Source organism: Leptospira interrogans, from assembly GCF_900156205.1.
Lineage (GTDB): Bacteria > Spirochaetota > Leptospiria > Leptospirales > Leptospiraceae > Leptospira > Leptospira interrogans.
Genome location: NZ_FTNA01000006.1, coordinates 33,961 through 53,958, shown reverse-complemented (window position 1 = coordinate 53,958; position 19,998 = coordinate 33,961). Strand labels below are relative to the sequence as shown.

Genomic DNA, 19,998 nt, shown 5'->3' with positions numbered 1-19,998 from the left:
CTGTGGCAAGCCGGATTCGCCCTAATTTTTTTACGTCGAACTCACGTTAAATTAGTTAGAACTTATTCTAAAGTTTGTCGAATTTTCTGAAAAGTCTTAAACTCCAACTTTTTTAAAGATTTTGAAAAAGACTATAAACTCTGAAAAAGATGTTTGTAGGAGTTATATTGATTTCAAGAATTCGTAAAGATGAGGATTTTTTTGAAACGTCTAAAATCTTAAATTTATGAAAGAACGGAAGTATAAACATGTCGGTTTCTGAATCTGTAACACAAGCGTGGAGTGATATGAACAAGATGGCGGATAAAATGTTCAAAGAATACGGTCTTAGTCTTGAACTTCCGCCCAAATCATTTCAGGAGATGAAAGCTGAGTTCGTTGAATTTGAACCTCCTAAAAGACTTGTAGTTCGAATCCCTTATGATTCTCGTTTTACAAACCCAGTTGGGATTTTTCAAGGTGGGATGCTCTGTACTGCTTTAGATAATACCTTTGGTCCTCTTTCTTATCTTGCGGCTAAAAGACCTTGTGTTACAACAGATTTATCCACTCAATTTTTTAGAACCTTTTCTCCAAAAGACGAATACGTTTTGATCGAAGCGAAAGTTGTTTCTAAATCTCCGGCTATGATGACAATGCAAGCAGAAGTTAGAAATCCTAAAAATAAACTCGTTGCGATTTCTACTACAAGCGTTTTGATTTTACAAGAATCAATGTTAAAAAGAATGACGAGTAAACAAGAACAAGAAGATTAAAATTTCCGAATTTAAGTTTTGTATTAACTGATTTTGCAGTCCATTTTAGATATGAAATTTATCAGCGATTTACCCGTATTTTTTAATCTGCACTCTTATTATATTAACGCGAACCGACGTAAGAAAACGGGAAAAAATTTTCTAAAAATATGAGTTCCTACAATTTCGGAATTTGTTTGTAAAATTGTGATTTGCGGTAGTTACCTCACGTCATTTTTACGTACAAACCTAAGTTTTGTAATAGACCACACTTGGATACTACAGATTCAATTATTATAAACTTCTATCTTTTTAATTGTAGTAGTTCCCACATTTAAAGAATTGATCTGTAAAGTTTAGATTCTAACTTTTTTCAGAATCATGGATTCCTTTACGTCAAATTCGCGTTTTTTAGAAAAATGAATCATGGATTTTTTACGGCGAATTTTCTATATATTATAATAATTGAATGTTTTAAAGTGAAAGATTTGGTCCTGATGAGAAATATCAATTACAATCAATTTGTTCGCAGTTTTCTCTTTCTTCTTCTGTTTCTAATGTGACGTGTTCGATTTTTAAACCTTTTAAAATTTCTCTTGCCTTGGACTTTATAATTCTCTGATGTTCAAAAGTAAGGTCATTTTTTAAAACGAGGTGTGCGGTAAGTGCATTTTCGGTTGTACTTAAAGACCAAATATGAATATGATGAATATTTAATACACCTTCTATAGATTTGAGTTCCTTTTCTACGATTCCAGATTGGATCGTTTCTGGTGTGGAATCCAAACTTAATCTTAGGCTTTGCCTAAACAGCGGAATATTACCATAAAGAATTACCAATCCTACTAAAAGACCAACAACTGGATCGATCCAAAAAAATCCGAGCCACTGGATCAACAAACCGGAAATGATTACTCCCAAGGATACTAATCCGTCCGCGAGAAGGTGTAAATAAGCGCCTTTCATGTTGATGTCTTGGTCTTTACTTTTATGAAATAAAAAAGAAGAAGAAAAATTTACTAAAACACCTACAAACGCCACTGCGGCGATCATGCCACCCGGAACGGAACTAGGTTTAGATAACTTTTCGATCGATTCGTATACAATTAAACCCACGGTTCCAAAAATGAGAATGGAATTGAGTAGACTTACTAAAATTGTAGATTTTTTCCAACCGTAAGTAAATCCGGGAAATGGTTTTTTTTCCTGCAATTTAATTGCGATCCAGGCCAGTAACAAAGAACTTACGTCCATTAAGTTATGACCCGCATCTGAAAGTAAGGCAAGAGATCCGGACGTTAGGCCGATTCCGGCTTCGATCCCGGCATAAACTAGGTTAAAGATCATTGCGATCACAAGACTTTTACCCGCATTTTCAGAATGGGGATTGTGGGAATGATCGTGAGAATGGTTATGCGAATGATGATGTCCCATGAGTTTTTGAAAACGATACCATTCTCAGATTAGAGAAGCTACGGGTTTGTAAACTGAAAAATAGGCTCTTTGTTGAGAATCGATTCTCTAGAAGGAAAATTTTTTCGTCATCTGAATGGTAGATTTGTTCTATTTTATTAGACTTTTATGAAGTAATTTGTCTTTGTTATGTGTAAATTTTCACTTTGTTAAAAATTTTTTAGAAACTGACTGATGATTTGGTTTTTAAGGAATCAATATTAAAGATTTGCTCTAGAAACATTTCAATTCCTATGGAATCATTTATATACTCTAAAGATTTGTTGGGAATTCAAACCTAAAAATTTAAGATCTTATTTTAATTCACATTTCTATCCTTTTTTATTAAGAATTTATCCAAAAACCTCAAAGAATTTTATGCGATAATTCTTTAGAAATTTTTAATAAACTGCAGTAGTTTCTACATTTTTGTGAAACTCAATGCATCGCTTCTGTGGGCGCTCGACAGGCCGCATTTGGTAATTTGCGAACTTTCAAGCAGTCTAATTTTCGTAGTAGTTCCCACATTGGATGGTTTTGGGTGAGTTCTTAATTCACATTTCTATCCTTTTTTATTACTCATAACTATATAATAAAGTACCTAATATTTTGCATGGAATCAGTGTTTTGTGATAAAATTAACGGTACTCAATTTTATAGAGATTAGTAAAATAGAGTTGTTGAAAAATTAATTCGCCATCGATTTCCGTTGTATGGAAACTGTTGATTGAAGTAGTTTTGTTAAACTCCACTATAGAATTTTTCAACAACTCTAATATATTACAAATAAGTTCTGGGATAAATTTTGAGACAAATCTATCGTTTAACGTAGAATTTTGTTCATTCTATTTTTTAGTTTTGAGTAAGACTCATACAATAATATTATAAGTTTGTTTAGAAACCTAGAATAGAGTTGTTGAAAACGCGGTTAGCAAAACTGCTTCAATTTACCGTTTCTATGAAATAAAAACAGATTGAGAATTCATTTTCCAACGACTCTAAGTTAACGCGAAAGGGATCGATGCGAGGTCAAGTTATTGGTATTTTATGAAAATTGAATCTGATTCTGTAGTTTCACAATAACTTGACCGGAGCTGAGAGCCCGGTCCGGCTGCCTGCGGCAAGCCGGATTCGCCCTAATTTTTTTACGTCGAACTCGCATTAATTTAGAATCTTTTTTTTAATAAAGGAATCAATTTAGAAGTATAGCGGATACGTTTTACAAAGATCCATCGTTCATTTCATTTTTTCATCTATATAAGTTGTAAACGATCTTCGTAGAGTAAATAAATTTATCTCAAAAATACTTTATCTTTGCTTAAAATGCCGATTCTAAGATTTTTGAATTGGTTTATAAGTATGAATTTTAAGATTAGTCTCAGTTTAGAGACGAATTTTGGACGATTGATTCTATCGTTCTGAACATCAGTCCATATTCTTAAGATATTGATGTGCTAAAGTCTGAATATTTGATTTCAAAACTTCTTTTAAAAAATATCTAGAAAGTCATCTGAAATCGAAACAATTGTTGCAATTGTTGTTAAAAAAAGTATTCATTGTCGATCTATGTCTTGGAAGAAGTTGGTTTTATACGTTTCGATTTTCTCCATTCTACTATGTCACGGTTTAAATGCGTATCAAGAGGATGGACATTTTTATACGGTTCAAACCGTTTTAAATAATTTTCAGACTTCTTCTCCTCTTACCAAAGAAGAAACTGCACTTGTCGCTTTTTGCACTCAGCTTCCGGATGAAGTTCCCGAGTTGGATGCGATTTCAGTATATCAAAAGTTTGCTCTCAAATATCCTTTGGATTATACTCGTTGGGTTTTTACAGATCAGGGTTCTTCTGAAATTTTAGGCAGAATGGCTGAAGTACAACAGTTGTTACACGGTCTAACCGGCGGGAATAGCGAACATCTACGAAATGTTGCCATTGTAACGTTGGATCGACTACGCACTGAACTTACTTCTAAAAATGAAAAGTCCCCCGAAAAATTATGCGCATTAGGTTTTGCTTTTCATCTTTTGGGAGATTCATTCGCACATCGTAAATTACTGAATTCTAAAAAGATGTATCCTACGGGTAGGGGACATGCTTCGGATATGACCTTGCCGGATCATCCAGTTTACAACGATGATAGAGTTTTAGAATGGGAGAAATATGCAAAAGGGATTCCTAGTTTATTTCGTTCCGATTTAAAGGAAATTGTAATTAAAGATGACTTTCAAAAAGCCAGAAAACTTACCGGAAACAACTATCCTTGGCATTGTATTTTCGGAAGAAAATGCGAAGACAGGTTAAGAAGAATTCTTTTGCATCGATTGAGGGAGTCTGATTCTTTTCCAAGATACAATCCGATACAGAAAGACCGTTATCCGGCTGTCAACTGTCAAGAATACGTTCAAAGAGTAGTGGAACAAAAAGATATTCCTTTTACTCCCGATTGTGGTAAGTCTTGGAAAATTTATAAACAAGTTTCTTTGGACGTTTGGAAACGCCTCGGTTACTTTCAAGACGAAAACTCCCGTAAACAAATCCAACTCTATGATGGAGATGACTTATGGCAAAATCTTTAAGTAAAGTAGACGAAGAAGAACATCCTCGTAAAAAAAGAAAAAGAAAAGTAAAAAAGAAATCTGTTTTGGGAGAAATACTAATCGTATTTGCAGGATTTCCCATTTTGATCGCTTGGATTTCGCTTCGTACTTTTTTTTGTTGGGGTAATTTGAGTTATACAGGAGAAGTTTTTTGTACCGTTTCCGGTGCTATCAATCCGCTCCTTTTGATTTTAACTTCGGTTCTCATTCTTTTGACGTTTGTAGATCTTCACAAATTGGGAGATGAACTAGAAGAATTGCCTAAGTGGTCTACAAAGAGGATTTATAAAGGATTCCGATCTCTGGAAAAAGTAGATAAACTTCATTTTCTATTTTCGTTTGTTTCTTTTTTAGGAGCTTTGGTCATTGGCCTATACCTTCTGAATTATTTTGAATTTAGTTTATTTTAATATATAAATATTCTTATTCGGGGTTGTCATGAAAAAATACGAAGCGGTTGTAATTGGTACTGGATTTGGCGGAGCCGTGAACGGTTGTAGATTGAGTAAAAAATGGCCGGGTAAAGTTTTGATTTTAGAACGTGGAAAACGTTATCCCAAGGGCTCTTTCCCTCGTTCCCCTCACGATATGTCCAAGAATTTTTGGAATGTTCCAGAGGAGAACAGTTCCAAAGTTCGTCCTAAAAAACTTTCGAAATTAAATCAGACGGGTTTGTTTGACATTCGAAATTACAAAAATATGGATGTGGTTATTTCTGCCGGACTTGGCGGAGGGTCCTTGATTTATGCGAATGTATTTTTAGAACCTCCGGATCATATCTTTGATGAGCGTTGGCCTGCGAACATAAAAAAGAAAAGTTTAACACCGTATTATAAAATTGTAAAAGACGTTTTGGGCTCCAGGCCAATTCCTTTAAACGATGATCCTCGTAGAAAAATTGTTCGAACAACTCTTTACCAAAAGTTTGCAAAACACACTGGCAGAGAATCTAAATTGGCGGACATAAACGTATTTTTCGGAAACGATTTTAAAAAACCAACTCCAATAGGACTTCAAGAAAAAAATAGATACGGAGCTGTTCAGACTTCTTGTACGTATTGCGCGGAATGTGATATAGGATGTAATACTCATTCTAAAAATACTTTAGATCTAAATTATCTTTTTGTTGCGGAGAATAAGTATAAGGCGGAAGTCAGAACGGAACAGCTGGTTCAAAAAATTGTTCCTCTTGGGCCGGATGGAAATGATAATTCCTCTTATCACGGCGAAAACGGGTATCGTGTTTATTTTAGAAATTTTTCCGATCAAAAAAGGGAGCTTATCTCCGTCATTACAAAACGTGTAATAGTTTCCGCAGGAACATTAGGAAGTACTGAACTTCTTTTAAAATGTAAGGAAGAATTTAAAACACTTCCAGACATTTCGGATCATCTAGGAAAACAATTTTCAGGCAACGGAGATTTTTTATCTTTTGCGATCAAAGGAAAAGAACCTGCTAATCCGAATTACGGTCCGGTGATCACTCAATATACCGATTATAATTTATTTAAGAGTTATAATCCTAAAAAGGCTTTTATACTTCAAGATGCTAGTTATCCAGTCTTTGCTTCTTATTTTGCTGCGGCTTCTGTTCCATGGTTTTTAAGAATTGGATTTTTCTTTCATAAGTTCGTGGAACTTTTTAAAAAATTTCTAAATGGAAAAATTTTCGGAAAGATAGGTTATCTGATGGGCGAACTGTTGAAAGGTGACCTTTCTTATACGTCTGCGGTGTTGTTGTGTATGGGAATCGATCGAGCGGATGGTACAATGGTTTTAGACCGTAAAAAGAATCTTCAGATTCAATGGCCTCAGAAAAATAATATGTCTCTTTATGAAGCCATTTTAAGTGTGATGAAGGACTTTGCTTCGTTTATCAAAACTGATTTTTATTTTCCACTTCCTACTTGGTCATGGCCGATTCGAAATAACGTTTCTGTGCATCCACTTGGTGGTTGTATTCTTGGAAATTCTAAAACCAATTCGGTAACGTCTGCAGATTTTAAAACGTTTGGACAGGTTTTTTCGTATCAAGGCCTTTACGTTGCAGATGGAAGTCTTTCTCCTACTGCGATTGGGGCAAATCCTTCTATGACAATTGCTGCTCTTTCTGAAAAAGTCGCTGAGGGAATTACAGGAATCAAACCGACTGCCAATCTTTAGCTAAGATGGATATAACTTTATAATATAGAGAATGTGGGAACTCATACTTTTTATAGGTTCTTGGATAAATCAAAATAAGGAGACTTAATTTGTGGGAACTACTGCGAAGTTTAATAACAAAAAAATAACGTTCTCAAACATGTTAAGAGACGTAATCTGTATAAATTATTGCATTTTGTTAAAAATTTACCGAATGATTTTAGGCGACTTCACTTGAGGTTTTGTTATGGACTCTTAAGACATATCGATTGTCTATCAAGCTTGCAAAATTGAATGCACGAAAATAATATTCGTTTTTAGGATTATTATGAATAACACAACGGAATCTTTCAAAGACACATTGGAATTGATCAGACCTTATTTACCCTCCGGAATTGTTAGAAGACTGGCGAATTTTGGTGAATCGAAACTACAGAGGTCTCAGTCTTTTGAAGGGGCTGTTTTGTTTTTCGACGTTGTGGGTTTTACACCTACAACTCTCGCTTTGGCTGCTAAAGGTACAAGAGGAATCGACGCTTTACAAATTGTTCTTTCCAATTATTATACGGGATTGTTAAAACATCTCAATGAATGGGGCGGAGCTGTTTATCAATTTGCTGGAGATTCTGTTTTAGTCAGTTTTGAAAAAAGAGAAGGGGAGACCGCCGAAGAGGCTGCACTTCGCGTCGCAAATTGTGCATTAGGAATTTCTAATTCAATTGCTGAATATAGTTCCAACGAACTTTTAGGAGAAACCGTAAATCTTCCAGCCCGAGTTGGTTTAGCTTACGGAGTATATCAAGAATTTATATTGGGAGAACAAGATCGATTTTTAAGAGCCGTGATTGCGGGAGCACCGGTGGATCAATCCATTGCAGCCGAAAAACAAGCGTTAGGTGGAGACATTATCCTAAGTTCGAGTCTTTGGAATCTTCTTCCTGCTTCTAAAGTAGGTGAGAACGTTAATTCGGATTTTTTTCGTTTAATCGATTGCGAAAAATGCGAGAACTCAGTTCCACCCCCTTCTCGTTCCACTACGGAAGAAAGATTTTCCGACGAGCGTTTCTTCAAACGTTGTAGACGTTTTATTGTTCCGGAATTGTATCAAAGGGTAACAAGTGTTCATAAGGCTTTCTCTGGAGATTATCGAGAAGTAGCTTCTGTGTTCGTACGAATCGACGCACCTTTGGAATCTCATTCTGATTCCAAAAACTTTAATGACTTTTTTATTTATGTTCAAAGTGTTGCTGCTTCTTGTTCAGGAACTTTTGTACTTACAGATCTTTCCGATAAAGGAGGGGTGTTTAGCGTTTTGTTTGGAGCTCCAGCGGCGTTGGAAAATAAAGAAGCTCTTGCTGCTCGGTTTGCGGTTCGACTGATGGAAGGGGCTTCTAATTATTCTGCGGCCAAGAATTTACAAATTGGTATTTCGACCGGAATGGCTTATTGCGGGGATTTAGGAGCACCCTTTAGAAAGGATTTTACTGCCATCGGCGAAATGATGAATATCGCCGCAAGACTTGCGACTTTATCCGGATATAGCGGAATCCTAATCGATTTTCAAACGAAGAGTAAATTAGGAAAGAATTTCTCCTTTCATGAAGTAGGTGACGTAGAACTCAAAGGTGTAACTGGTGCTAAGAAGGTATTTCAACTAACATCTGAACAAAAAAATATTCCGGGACTTTTGATCCAGTATAAGGATAAAATGATCGGAAGAAAAGAAGAGATTGATCGTCTGCATAAGATGTTGGATTCTTCCATAGAAAAAGGAGGAGTGGTCTGTAGAATTATTGCGGATGCGGGTCTTGGTAAATCTAGACTAACCAATACGTTTATTGATCAGGCATACGATCGTAACGTGGAGATTTTAATCGGTTATTGTTATCCTTACGAAAAATTCACTCCGTTTTACCCTTGGAAGGAATTATTAAGTTTATTTTTGGGAATTTTCGAAGACGATTCTACGGAGGCGAGAGTTGCCAAGGCAGAAAAAGCATTAGAAAATTTGAATTCTTTTGACATTGCTTGGGCAAAAGCGTTAGTCGCTTTGATGGGGGTTTCCGTAGAAGAAGATCCTCTGACTAGAGAAATCGATCGGAAACAAAAGAATGAAAGATTGTTTGAAATTATCATCTCTTTGTTACAGGAACGCGCAAATAAAAAACCTTTGATGCTCGTATTTGAAGACGTTCATTGGATTGATGAATTGTCTAGTCGTCTTTTGGAAAAGTTAGCGTTCCGATTGTCTGAGATGAAGGTGATGCTCCTTCTTGTGTCTAGACCGGAGGGGCAGTTTGGGGAAGACTCAGTTGCTCCGAACGAAGAACTCATCCGTTTAAAAGAATTTAAATCGGAAGAAGCGAAAGATTTTCTCATTCATAAATTTAAACTGGATACAAGCCACGAAGAATTTTTAGATCAGATTCTCAATCGATCCAGCGGAAACCCGTTCTTTCTTGAATCTATCGTACACAATTTGATTGAAGAAGGAACTCTTATCAAATTAGAAGATGGAACACTTTCTCCTTCTGATAAAACCAGAGACATCCAAATTCCAAATACGTTAAACGACGTTTTACTTGCTCGTGTGGATCGTCTTCAAGAAAGAGAGAAAATCGTTTTGAAAACCGCTTCTGTAATCGGTCGTTTGATTAACGTTGACACTCTTAATCACTTATTACCCGTTGAATTTCGTTCGCAGATTGATAATATTCTACAGAGTTTAGAAGGTTTGGATCTGACTCCTCTTGAAGTTACGGAACCTCTTACGTATATATTCAAACATATCGTAATTAGAGATATTGTTTATAATACTCTTCTGCATTCTACCAGGGAAGACCTTCACAAGAAAATTGCTTCGTTTATCGAAAAAGAAAACGAAAACAATTTAACGGAAATGGCGGACATTCTTGCGTTTCACTATCAACAGTGTTCTGATTTTGAAAAAGCTTCTAAATATTCTCTGATGGCAGCTCGTAAGGCAAGAAGTAAATACGCAAATAGAGATGCGATATATCACTACGGTAAAACTTTGGAGACACTTGCTCAGTTCGAAAAAACGAAAAGCGAAACCTATTACGAAATCAAATTGGAACTTGCTCACGTTCATCGTCAATTCGGTGAGTATTCAATCGCCGAAGTTCTTTTTAAAGAATGTTTGGAAAATAAATCTACTCTCAATTTGATTCGTTCTTATACTGGTTTAGGTCAGGTTTATCAAGAGCAGGATGATATTTCCCGTGCAATGGAAACCTTGGAGAACGCATTAAGAATTACTGGAATTCGTCCACCTGGAAGTAGACCTGATACAATTCTTAAAATTGTATTACAACTTACTTTAGTTCTTAGGTTCTCTTTTTTTGGTCCTTCTTATACTTCTTCCAATAAAGCGGAACGTTTGAGACTTAGATGTATCATTTTAGCTACATTAGCAAAAATGTATATTATGAAAGACGTAAAAAAGTTTGGTTGGTCCGTATTTACTCAATATAATGCGACTCAAAGATTTGAAGATCCGGTTCGTTCTTCTCTTGCGGAATGTGCTCTTGGGCAAGTTTTTGTGGGAATGAATTTATTCGGACCTTCAAAACATTTTTTACTGAAGGGAAGAGAACTCGCCGAAAAAACTGGAGATCCTTATGCGAGGGCAATCAGTCTTTTGGTGCAAGGTGGGTATTATATGATGCTCAATCGTCCCGAATTAGGACTTCCATTTCTTCAAGATTCCATTTCTATTTATCGCCAAGTCGGAGAGAAGTGGGATCTTTTGTCCGCACTTTCTTCTAGTGGATTTCTTTACTATTTTCAATCTGATTTTAGAACCGCAAAACAATACTTTGACGATATTGGAGAAATCGCTAGTGATTTAGGTGCTCAGTTACAACTTAGATGGACTCGGATTTGGTCTCCGTATTTCGGTTATCTTTTAGGAGAGGTGGAACCTCCTGAACTTGAAAAAAAACTGATCGTAGAAGTGGAAAGAGCCGCCTCAGAAAACGACGTCATGAACGAACTTTCTACGATTAATAAATTATTGAAGCTCTCTATTTTGGAAGGCTGGCCCGAAAAAGCAGAGTTATGGGCTAGAAGAAGTTATGCAGGATTTCTAAAATGTGAAGTGAAATTTCCTCAGCTTCAAATCGGAAACGTGTATCTTGCGGAAGCCGCATTGTATGCGCAAATGGAAAACGGAAATAAGAATCTTACTAAAATTATCAACTATGGACTTAAGAATGGATTAAAACTTGGAAAATCACTTCCGTATTTGTATGGTCCTTCTTTGGTTTTAAAAGGTAAGTTATTGTTTCATTCCGGAAAGCGTAAAAAAGCAGAAGCCATTTTTAAAGAGGCGGAATCTTTTCTTTCCAACACCCAAAATCGTTGGGAATATGCTACTGCATTGTATGAAATTGGAGAGCTTCTAGGCGATGGCGATACGGAGCGTATTTCCACATCTAAAAAAATTCTCCACGAATTAGGAGCGAAAGCGGATCTGAAACGATTGGATAAGATTCAATTGTAAAAAAGCAGCACAAGTTTCTTAAATTTGTGCTCACTTATGATTTAGTAAAATTTAAAATTCTAATATTATTTTTGTTTCTAGTTTTGATATTTTTCGTGTTACTCGTCTTTATAAAGTTGAGTGCCTAAATTTTTATCACAAGGGTTGTTTCAGTAAGTTCGATGAATGTGCCATTGTACCCTTAAAATCCAATGCGAAAGCGATTATTAGGCTGCGACCTGTAGAGAAGCAGCATTGAGTTTAAGAAACTCAGTAAAACGTTCTCTACCATCACTAACCCCACAAGTTAATAGGATTTTAGAATGAGAAGGATCAAAACGTACATTTTTTAAGTGTTCCGACAAGAATGAGTCTTTTTACTTGCAAAAAGTATGTTTTTCTGATAGAGAAAAATTTTCCGAACCTTACCACCCCACCCAAAAATAGGGAAAACTCAACACAACGCTCTCTACGGATCGCGTTTTAGGTCGCAACTCACGTTATTTGAACGTCAGCTTGTAGATAAAATTGGAAGAGAGAATATTCTAAAAGAGTAAAGTAAAAACTGTAAATTTTGGGCTGTAGATAGAATAAGATCTTTTGCGAGAACTGCTACAAACATTCACACGAGAAAGTCTGTTTTAAACCTCGATGCAAGTCAATACGACTTTAATCTGTGGGAATTATACATCTACAATTATCTCAAAAATACTTTATTTTTGCTTAAAACGCCAGTTCTAATCATTCTAAGATATTTTTATATTTTACACTAAAACATAAAAAAACCCGGGATTTCCCTGGACAAGAGACTTTGGTCTGTAAGAATAAATATTTTTAGAAAATTGTCTCTTACATCAAATTTATGTTAGGTGAATAGGTTTTAGTAAAAATCTACAGTATGCAATAAATGCGCATATTGCGGCTACAACAAGCCAATAAATCATAGGACCGTAATTTGTGTCACCGGAATAAATGTGTAATACAGAAAAGAATAACATTTCCGTGGTTATACAGATCGCCGCAATAGGAGTAAGAATGCCTAGAGGTTTTTTTAATGCCGGGAGGATTAGACTTAGGCTGCAAAACATTTCAATAATGCTCATTATTAACCAAATTGTGTGTGGAATTGCTTTTAGGGAAGATACAGTTTGTTCGGAATTAGAAAATTTCCATACCGCACCTATTACGGTATGTAGTGCCAAAAGGATTTGAAGAATCCATAAAAAAATATTCATATTTACTTCCTTAAATATTGTTATTAGAGTAATAGTTCATAGAAATGAAAAATCTATTTGAGAATAAATAATATTTATAATTTTTAATATTTTACTTTTATTTATTATTTTTTCTTAAAATTATTTCCAAGCCTATCCATGCTTGGCCTATAGCAAATGTACCTAAAATTATCAGGGAAACAATTGATCTTTTATAGAGAAAAATCTTATTTATAATCACGGCGCCCGGAATCCCGGCGAAAATTGCAATTAGGAAAACGACCATTGGAATCTTAGAAATTACGTTCTGTAATTTTAAACCTATACTTAAAATTAGACTTCCAATAAAAAAAGACAGTAGAAGAGGAACGAGTATAATTACTCCTTTTGTCTGCATAAAATTCATTATGATAATTACGTTTTCTTGGATGAATACTGAATCGTCTGTCATGTAGTAAGCTAATAAATGAAAGAACGCGTCAGAGCACATTCCTAACACTCCGATTCCAAATAAAACAAATCCGGATAATGTCGTTTTTTTCTGTGAGGTGATAAGGTCAGCTAATGAGAATAATGCGATTATATAACAAACCGAGGACACAATTTGTGTGATTGCAGAATACCAAACGAAATTTCTGGATACTTTTACAATTTCGAGAATATGACGCGCGTCCGTAGTGCCAGGATCAGGCATCAGAAACCAACTGATCCAGAAGGTAATTGCTGCAAAGATAAGTAGAATACCTGTCCAAAACGTTTGTTTTTTCATTTGAATGTATCTTTTAGTTTAAATATTAAAAATAATAATATTAAACTTTTATATTATTCTGAAACTATTTTAATGATATTGAAAACGAAATCAATTGTTTCTTTATTAGAATTGTTGAAAAATTAATTCTCCATCTGTTTCTATTTTATGGAAACGGCAATTAAAGCAGTTTTGTTAATCGGAACTAGGGAATTTTTCAACAACTCTATTATAGTCAGTTTTTATCTAAAATAATTTTATAAAACTTCGTTTATAAATTTGAAACCGTTAGAATCAAGTAAAGTAGTAAAAAATCAATTCCTTTTTATAAATATTACAAAAAGGAAACAAAAATCTTATTTCCTTTTTGTAAAATAAAATCTAACGATAAATTAGATCCTTGCTCCAATCTCTTTCAGGTGAGGTATTTAATTTAGCAATAAAGTACGAATTTGGTTGGGCATTTGTGTACCAAAGATAGATATAATCTTTCCAACTTCCATTTTCCCAGACTGCAAGAAAATAATAGTATTTCCCGTATGTATCAAAATCTTTAAATACGACCAAACTTTCGTCTTCTAAACATCCTTGACGTATTATTATCATTTCGAGTAGTTTGGAGCTATCATCAAATTTAGGATAATAGGCATAGTTACCTCCTCCTCCTCTAAGCCACCAAGTCCAAAAGTAATTTAAATATTGAGAAGATTCGATTCTTACACGCCCACCTAACATACAAAAGGTGTCTGAATCAGGGTCGTATTCTTGCAGTAAATTGAATTTTGTAAATTCTGTTCCTTTTTCTTTTGCAGTTCCATCTGCTTTTAACCATCCGTCTGGTCTATTATGATCCACTTGTATTGCTTTTCCGGTATATTTAGCTATTAAGGAAACTTGATCGTATTTTCTTCTGTGTCCTGACTTTGTAGGAGTGGAAGGGTCGGCGTAAACAAAACCATAAATTGGGAAATGATCAGAAAATTCATAACTTGTATATCCATTTTTTCTTTTCCACGTAGTCGGTGAAATCGGATCATACGCTAAATTCTGCCAAATCGGAAGTTGAAAGTGATTTTTGGAAACGAGTATATATTCCCCGTAATTTGAGGTCTGGTTCCAGGAGTAATAGATATTATTATAAGCAGCGATCTTGTTTTTTTTCGTGTCCCATGTAAATGGAATTCCTGCATAATTTGGTTCGTTTACTTCTAGTATATTAAGCATATTCTTATATTCAGATTGATTACTTTTGTCTACGTTCAAAGCTCCCGCGATCAATACGATTTCTTTGTTGGATATACGTTTTGAATCGATAAATTTTTTAATTTCAGTGAGCTGATTGATTCTTGCATTTACCCCTAAATCGGAACATGTCGAATCTTCCGATTGAGTATCGGTTCCTACAATATGAATGATCTGACTTCCTTTTTTAATTTTTACGTAAGCAAAACCCTTATTGTAGAATGTGTCATTACCACATCCATGATTTTTGAAGATATACTGTATCTTTTCTTGAATAGGCCATTTACTTAAAATGACAACTCCTCCGTTGTTGATCTGCTGTCTAAAATCTCCGAGAGTTTGATCCCAACCATACTTAGTTTTTCCGATTACGTCGGTTTGGTCAGGATATTCTAAATTAAGATTGTCTAGGAGAGTATTTCGTGCATTTGTATCAAACACTCTGCTGAGTACAATGACGTCCTGATTTTTTGTAAATTTTGATTTTCCAAGAAGCTCCGCCCTTTTTTCTTCTTCCCAATATCCAAAATATATATCTTCTTTTGAATATAAAAAAAGATTATAACTGAGAATATTTAAATCTATTTCTGACTTTGGTAAAAGGGTCTTTCTAGTTGAATTGATGTTCTCTAATTCAAAATTTAAATTCTTATGTGAAAATGAAATATACATTAAAAATTTATTGTATACTAATGAATCTTTAAATGTACAATTTAGAGGGAATAAACATAGTAAAAGCCCAATTAATAGGTTTCTATATTTAAATTTGTTTGGTTTTTTGCATTTGTTTAGAAGGGGATTTCGTTTTGTTTTCATATAACATTCTCCATATGTGATTTTATTGTATTTAATATTGCTCAGAGTTATATAATAGAATGTCCAAATTCCGTCTTAAGTGGAAATTTGGCTTAAATTTCATGACACTTTATTATATAAAAATCAGTATGATTCAAAATTTGGAAAGAGACATTTTTTTGAAAACTTTATAGAGATGGATTTTTATACACTACTTGTGTAAGCAAATTTAAAACGAATTGATTTCTTGTTGGCATAATTAGATTTAAAATAAATTCTCTTTCTATAAAAATAATTTATATTTTTACTTTTGAATATTCTATATTATTTATATAAAATATATTTTTTGTTAAAATAAATTTGATTAAAAATGGTTATTAAAATTTTTATGATTGGTTTGGAAAACTTTATGAACGTTCTAGGTTTAAAAGTTTAAATTCGATTTATTAGAATTAAAAAAATATCCCGAAAGGAAAATGAATTTATGAGTGATCAAAGAGAACAAGTCATCCAAGAATGGACCGTCAATCTGTACCCGATCCGCTTTACGAATCGGGAAAATGGAATTAAAGAATGGCTCGTTCAAAACAACGCAAAACAATTTTTGACCCGTGCAGAAGAATTACTTTCTTCGCTTCCTAAAGAAGAAATACTCCAAGAATTTATTTCCAGAATTAACACTGCAATTCAATTCTGTACCGAACAAAACAAGATCGCTGCTTTGGATTTTTCCTGGTATTATGGTGGAGATCCTATTGATGTCGCGTATGCTTATGGACTCGCTTCTTGCAAGGGTCAAGGTAAATTGAGTAAGACAGATCTTGGCCCGAAAGAAATTCCTGGAATTGAATCCGATCTGGAACATGGAAATTTATTAGAAGAAGATTTTTCAGAACTACCCGTGGATCGAGCGATCAATCTTTGGGTCGAAAATTTAGATCCACACGTTCAAAAAGCAAAAGATAAAAAAGAAATTTCATTTGATGCAGATGATATTTTAGTTGATCTTTTTCAAATATGGAATTATCGGATCGGTTTAGAAGCTTGCAACAATATCTCAACAGAATTCCAAGATATTCTGAAAAAAAGAAAACCATTTTGGATTACTATGTCGCAACATGGGAGATGGGCGGTTCCGATCGGTTTGATTTGACTGTATTCGAATCAAAAATTATTGAGAGTTTTGTTCTAAAACCTAAATAATGTGGATTAACGTGAAAGGGATCAATGCGAGGAACTAAAGCAGAACGCTCTTACAAACGTAGCGTCTCGCTTCTATGGACGTTCAACAATTGCGTCCTATAATCAATTGAAACAAAGACGAAATGGAATATAATGTTTTTTTAATGTAATTTATTGACTAGGACTGAGAGCGAAGTCCTATTGCCTGTGGCAACCAGATTTGCTTACGTTGAATTCACGTTAAATATTACTAAGGTTTGATGATAAGAATTACTAAAAGGTTTGCGAATGTCCAGATGTAATGTAATCTGTTGTGGGTTTTAGCATTCTATTAGAAATTTTTAAATTACTATCGTTTATGTCTTTTGAGATTTTAGGACAACTTCTTAAATTAAACCAAAGAAGAATCGATCCTAAGTTTTAATATGAAAGGATACATATTAGAGTTGTTGAAAGATTTCATAACGGCGATTAATAAAACTACTTCAATTGACCGTTTCCATAAAATAGAAACGATGGAGAATTCATCTTTTAACAACTCTAATATATTAAAATTAACTTACAACCTCTACAAAAACCTAATTTTGCTTTATTGGAAAGACCAGGCTGTAAGAAACCCTGTCCCAGTTTTGAGACAGAGTTGATGTTTCATTTTTGGTCAAAAGTTCGTTTGACTTTATAAAAAAGCTTTTTGGAGATAAACGTTTTTCGTTTCTATATATATTGTATTTTACTAATTTAATTTTTTGAATATTTTTATTTGGCTTTTTTCCCCACAAAAAATGCAATCGCACCAATCACATACAATTCATATTCTTTAAAATTCTCTTTAAGCGCCGCTTCTAAATCTGGAAGAGTGTCTTCGGTGTTATGAAACACTCCATTTCGATTTAATCGTTTCATTCCTATCCTAGATAAAAAATGGGTTTGACCTAGATCGTATAAACCAGTGGACCCAAAGATTACTCCTTCCGGTTTGCGGATTTCTAAGAGATTTTTAAATGCGGTGGAAGCCTTTTTGCGAATCGGTCCAGGAACACAATGAAATAAAAAGCTCAGTCCGATTGAATCGAATTTCTCCGTTATGTGAATTGGCTCTAGTATGTTTGCTCTATAAGCCTTGAATTGTCCCGCGATGTTAGAAAGTCTTCTTCTAGATTTGATCAAAGTGTTCGGATTTAAATCCATCACCGAGATGGTTGGTTTTTCTACTGGAAATTTTGTTTTTTGTAAAAGATAACCAGTTCCTACCCCTATATCCAAATGATTGCCACTTACATTTTTGTCATACAAATCGATCATGTTTTGAGGAGGGCAGCGCCAGAACCATGTACTGATAATGTGCAAAACGATTAGATCGTAAAACCTCAAAAAACTAGGAGTATAAACCTGTTGTCCTTCAATAATTTCTTTGCTGTATTGATTTTCGGACATACCAAGATCAATATATAGTTTATCTTGTTGCATGTTTCGCCCTCTCTTATGTTTAGAATTCACCGATAAAGGAATAATTTATTTTCTATCTAAATTCTTCAAGTAGATTCTGAAAATATATTAGAGTGTTCTTGTATTCAAAAAATATATAAGATAATTCTATATAATAGGATATCCAATGTTTTTCACTATGAGATAAAAATTCATAGTGTTAATTTTAATTTGATAGAGATCATTACCGATCCCTATCAAATCGGGTACCGCAGATTTTTATTATAAAGTACTGTTTTATAGCAAAATACTGCGTACTCAATTTTATAGTTCTGAGTAACAACGTTACTTTTAATGCCGGATTATAATCCGGCACAGATGGAAGCTGCAGTATGTTCGGCCACGGCGGAAATTGTCATCACAGGATGAAATCCGATTGAAGAAGGAATTACAGATCCATCGGCAATGAATAGATTTTTATAACCGAATACTTCTCCCGTTTCGGATACAACTCCTTTGTCCGGATTGGCGGAAAGAATACAACCTCCTAAAGAATGAACTGAGATGATCCGATTGAATAACAAAAAGGTAGCTAACGGACCGAACTGTCCGCCGTATGCGTCTCCTATCTGCTGCATAGAAGCAGTCATGTTCTGAATGAGGGTTTGGTTTTCTTTAGAATACTTCCACTTCACGTCTATGTTTTTGCCACGACGTACGATTTTCCCATTTGCATTGTCTCTTCCTATGGCAAATAGATTTGTCATATAGTTTGGATTACCCGCTCCCGGAAGACCAGGTGGTAGAGGTTTGGAAAGTAATCCTTTTTTAAATACAAAAGGAAGAATCCATTTCAAACTTTTCCAAAAGATAGGACCAATCAGCTTTAAAAACCAATTCGGTTTAGCAATTCCTAATGAAGCAAGTACTGACATTACCGGTTGACTGAACGTAGGCGCTGCCATTGTAAATTGAAATCCTTGTGGAAAATAATTGATTACGGTAGTTACGTCCGGTCCGTCCCAAGGTATGAGTTCACTTTTACTCGATTCAATTCCGCCTAAAAAGTCCCCATTTCCAGAATATCCTTTTCCAAGTTGTTTGCTTAGATTTGGTAGGGTTTTGTATCTGTCTCTGCTGTTAAAAAGAATCCTATTTGTACCTAACGTTCCTGCGGAAAGTATGACCCTTTTAGCATATACCGATTTTTTTTCTCCGGTTTCCGTATTTTCATAATAAACTACGTAACCGTTTTGACTATCTGGGGCTATATGAGATGCTAGGGAATTGGTTTGAAACACGGCACCGTTTTTTTCGGCGTCTGCAATATAATTAAAATCTAATGTGTTTTTAGCTCCGTGATTACATCCGAACTCACATTCCGCACAACGTATGCAAGTAGATTGTCCTGGTCTGGAAGGTTTTAGCCAACTTGCAGCTGCATCCGGATCAAAATGAGTATGTCTGTTTAAATCCGCAGCGGCTTTAAATCTATTTCTTTTTGGAAGATCCCATTCTGGTGGAACCGGTTTTACATCAAATTTAGAGGCAACTTTATCAAAATAGGGATCCAAATAATCTCTGTTAAACGGAGCTGGCCAGCGAGGATCTTCAAAAACCTTATGATCGGGACGGATATGAATATTCGCGTAGATCAAGGAACCTCCGCCTAAACCGGAAGCGGTTACGGTTCCGAGTCCACTAAAAAAATTGAGTTCGTATAAACCCAAAGACTTTTTCTTTTTGGGATAACGCCAGAGAAGATTGTCTATTTTACGTACGTCCCTTGGAAAATCTCCGGGAGAATATTTTTTTCCTCTTTCTAATACTAAAACCCTTTGGCCTTTTTCTGAAAGTCTTAAGGCGCTGATGGAACCACCAAATCCAGAGCCAATAACGATTGCGTCGTAACGAGTATTATCTTTTGACATATTTTCCTGTAAAATAAAATTATAAATT

The 19,998-nt window shown here is 34.8% G+C and carries 13 protein-coding genes; 6 read left to right on the top strand and 7 right to left on the bottom strand.

Features of this window, described 5'->3' with window-relative positions; all coding sequences use genetic code 11:
- Positions 1–248 precede the first annotated feature (248 nt).
- On the top strand, positions 249–755 hold the full coding sequence (locus tag BW942_RS06880; protein WP_000116457.1) for a PaaI family thioesterase: 507 nt from the start codon (positions 249–251) through the stop codon (positions 753–755).
- A 486-nt stretch (positions 756–1,241) separates the two neighbouring features.
- On the opposite strand, the gene BW942_RS06875 is transcribed toward BW942_RS06880, so the two are convergent.
- Positions 1,242–2,168 (bottom strand): cation diffusion facilitator family transporter, encoded by a 927-nt coding sequence (locus tag BW942_RS06875; protein WP_000509832.1) that lies wholly within the window; start codon positions 2,166–2,168, stop codon positions 1,242–1,244.
- A gap of 1,584 nt (positions 2,169–3,752) precedes the next feature.
- Between BW942_RS06875 and BW942_RS06855 the strand changes: the two genes are divergently transcribed.
- The 4 genes from BW942_RS06855 to BW942_RS06840 all read left to right on the top strand — a co-directional run bounded on the left by BW942_RS06855 (position 3,753) and on the right by BW942_RS06840 (position 11,454).
- The gene (locus tag BW942_RS06855) at positions 3,753–4,766 is read left to right on the top strand and encodes a hypothetical protein (RefSeq protein ID WP_000118553.1); all 1,014 of its coding nucleotides are present in this window, start codon (positions 3,753–3,755) and stop codon (positions 4,764–4,766) included.
- Positions 4,751–5,197, top strand: coding sequence for a hypothetical protein (locus BW942_RS06850; protein ID WP_001129998.1), 447 nt, complete (start codon positions 4,751–4,753; stop codon positions 5,195–5,197). Before BW942_RS06855 ends, BW942_RS06850 begins: the two co-directional genes overlap by 16 nt.
- A 28-nt stretch (positions 5,198–5,225) precedes the next feature.
- Positions 5,226–6,950: a GMC oxidoreductase gene (locus BW942_RS06845; protein ID WP_000759726.1), complete on the top strand. Its 1,725-nt coding sequence runs from the start codon at positions 5,226–5,228 to the stop codon at positions 6,948–6,950.
- A gap of 307 nt (positions 6,951–7,257) precedes the next feature.
- Positions 7,258–11,454, top strand: coding sequence for an adenylate/guanylate cyclase domain-containing protein (locus BW942_RS06840; protein WP_001066610.1), 4,197 nt, complete (start codon positions 7,258–7,260; stop codon positions 11,452–11,454).
- A 206-nt stretch (positions 11,455–11,660) separates the two neighbouring features.
- On the opposite strand, the gene BW942_RS21415 is transcribed toward BW942_RS06840, so the two are convergent.
- From BW942_RS21415 to sph, 4 genes are all read right to left on the bottom strand, one after another.
- On the bottom strand, positions 11,661–11,798 hold the full coding sequence (locus tag BW942_RS21415) for a hypothetical protein (protein ID WP_002082620.1): 138 nt from the start codon (positions 11,796–11,798) through the stop codon (positions 11,661–11,663).
- Between the two features lie 495 nt (positions 11,799–12,293).
- On the bottom strand, positions 12,294–12,668 hold the full coding sequence (locus BW942_RS06835) for a DoxX family protein (protein WP_001020127.1): 375 nt from the start codon (positions 12,666–12,668) through the stop codon (positions 12,294–12,296).
- Positions 12,669–12,765: 97 nt separating this feature from the next.
- Positions 12,766–13,416 (bottom strand): hypothetical protein, encoded by a 651-nt coding sequence (locus BW942_RS06830; protein ID WP_000744954.1) that lies wholly within the window; start codon positions 13,414–13,416, stop codon positions 12,766–12,768.
- Between the two features lie 360 nt (positions 13,417–13,776).
- A complete protein-coding gene (gene sph / locus BW942_RS06825) occupies positions 13,777–15,453 on the bottom strand; it encodes a sphingomyelin phosphodiesterase (protein WP_011172385.1) in 1,677 nt (558 codons plus the stop codon).
- Between the two features lie 463 nt (positions 15,454–15,916).
- Here sph and BW942_RS06820 point away from each other — a divergent pair, with 463 nt between their 5' ends.
- Complete coding sequence (locus BW942_RS06820) at positions 15,917–16,585, top strand: LIC13197/LIC10919/LIC10469 family protein (protein ID WP_001984079.1); 669 nt, start codon at positions 15,917–15,919, stop codon at positions 16,583–16,585.
- A gap of 785 nt (positions 16,586–17,370) precedes the next feature.
- Here BW942_RS06820 and BW942_RS06810 read toward each other — a convergent pair.
- Together BW942_RS06810 and BW942_RS06805 are read right to left on the bottom strand one after the other, a co-directional pair.
- Positions 17,371–18,081, bottom strand: coding sequence for a class I SAM-dependent methyltransferase (locus BW942_RS06810; protein ID WP_001183580.1), 711 nt, complete (start codon positions 18,079–18,081; stop codon positions 17,371–17,373).
- 320 nt (positions 18,082–18,401) lie between these two features.
- Entirely contained in the window at positions 18,402–19,970 is a 1,569-nt protein-coding gene (locus BW942_RS06805) for a GMC oxidoreductase (protein ID WP_000031208.1), read from the bottom strand.
- Between the last annotated feature and the right edge of the window lie 28 nt (positions 19,971–19,998).